The 1,790-nt window shown below is 64.2% G+C and carries 3 protein-coding genes; all 3 read right to left on the reverse strand.

All coding sequences use genetic code 11. The annotated features are described in order from the left end of the window. Positions 1 to 77 precede the first annotated feature (77 nt). Positions 78 to 860 (reverse strand): IS21-like element helper ATPase IstB, encoded by a 783-nt coding sequence (gene istB / locus APY03_RS31670; protein ID WP_193995759.1) that lies wholly within the window; start codon positions 858 to 860, stop codon positions 78 to 80. A 71-nt stretch (positions 861 to 931) separates the two neighbouring features. Next, positions 932 to 1,246: a Mu transposase domain-containing protein gene (locus APY03_RS42855; protein WP_068683434.1), complete on the reverse strand. Its 315-nt coding sequence runs from the start codon at positions 1,244 to 1,246 to the stop codon at positions 932 to 934. Continuing rightward, a complete protein-coding gene (locus tag APY03_RS42860) occupies positions 1,236 to 1,676 on the reverse strand; it encodes a hypothetical protein (RefSeq protein WP_068683436.1) in 441 nt (146 codons plus the stop codon). Before APY03_RS42860 ends, APY03_RS42855 begins: the two co-directional genes overlap by 11 nt. Positions 1,677 to 1,790: the final 114 nt, after the last annotated feature.

Here is a 1,790-nt window from a genome sequence, read left to right on the forward strand (position 1 = left end):
GACGCGCGTGACGGTGGTGGCCGGCGACGCCGTCGTGGCCTGTCAAGGGTCGCCGGATTCTCCTCAGTCGTGGTCGTTCAAATTTCCCCACCCGGTTGAGATGCGTTGTCGTCGTGTGAGCGGACCAATCCCGCCTTGAGCTTGTCCTTCAGGCGGTACGAATTGCCGCGAATGTTCATCGTCACGGCGTGATGCAACAGGCGATCCAGGATCGCAGTGGCGATGATTCGATCGCCGAAGACCTCTCCCCATGCGCCGAAGCTCTGGTTGCTGGTCAGGATCATCGGTCCGCGCTCGTAACGCCGGCTGATGAGCTGGAAGAACAGGTTGGCACCCACGCGATCAATCGGGAGGTAGCCGATCTCATCAATGATCAGAAGTCGCGGTGCGGTGTAGATCTTGAGCTTGTCCTCTAGGCGGCCCTCGGCGTGCGCCTTGGTCAGTTTCTCGATCAGGCTGGCGGCCGTCGTGAACAGCACGCGGTAGCCCGCCTCTATGGCCTTCAGGCCGAGGCTGACAGCCAAGTGCGTCTTGCCCACGCCCGGCGGCCCGAGAACGATGACGTTGTCTCCGTGCTCGATGAAGTGGCAGCTGGCCAAGGCGAGCAGTTGCTTGCGATCGATCGAAGGCTGATAGTCGAAGTCGAAGGTCTCCAGAGGCTTGACGAACGGCAGGCGTGCCATCGCAGTGCGCATAGCAATGTTCTTGCTCGTCTTGGTGGCGACTTCCGCGCTGAGCAATTGCTCAAGGAACTCCGCGTAGGGCAACTCCTCGGCCGCGGCCTGTTGCAGGAGAGCTTCCAGTCGCTCGCCGCTCTTAACCAGTCTGAGCTTGCGCAGGTGCTCGCCCAGGCGCTCCAGTTGCGCGGGGGTGGTCATGATGGCTGCCGTGGCGATGGCAGCCGCCGACACTGCCTTGTTCGTGTTCCTGCTCATGCCGCCACCCCCATGACCTCGGTGCCGATCAAGCGTTCGTAGACCGCCAGGTCACGCACCTCGACCTCGCGCAACGGGTCCCTCGTCGCTGATGAGCGTGGCGCCGAGTAGCGCTGCCGCGCGTTGCGCGCCGCTGCTCCGGGACCATGCTCGGGGCGCACGCTCAACTGAGCGCGGCCGGCCAGTACGTCGTGCTCGGCCACCACGGCGCCGCGGTGCCGTATGACCCACGAGCCGCCTACGCGCACGACCTGCACGGTCTTGCCGATCAGCACGAACGGCACTGAGTAGCGGTTGCCGTCAATGCTCACCAGCCAGTCGTCGGCGACGACGCGATCTCGCACCGATCACATAGCTGCCCATGAAGCCGCGCTGCGCGCGAAGTTCCTGCCACAGGATGGGCGCCGAATAGTTCACCCCGGGCGCACGCTGCGCCAGCCACTCGCGGTGTGGGCTCAGCAGGCTGTCACCCTCGGCGCGGCGGTACGGCTGCCATGACGCCTGCTGCAGGCAGGTACGAACCGTTTTGCGGTCCAGCTCGAGTTCGCGCGAGATGGCCGAAATGCTCTGGCCTCGCGCCCGCCGCTCGTGAACCGCTTCCCATTGTTGTTGACCCAGCACCAGCGCCTCCGTGTCCTCGTTGAACACGGGCACCGTAGCGCCCGCGCAGCACAGGGCCCTCGGGCCCTGTGCTGCGCAACTCTCATCCGGCTCCACAACCGGTTGAACTTCCACTTCCATCGTTCGCTCCTTGGCGTTGATGAGTGGGGAAAATTCGACGACCACAACTGGGGATTATTGGAAGACCACTGACAGTGGCCGAGCACGAGCGGCTGACGGACAAGGGCAAGACGC

It is taken from the genome of Variovorax sp. WDL1, from assembly GCF_001541225.1.
GTDB lineage: Bacteria > Pseudomonadota > Gammaproteobacteria > Burkholderiales > Burkholderiaceae_C > Variovorax.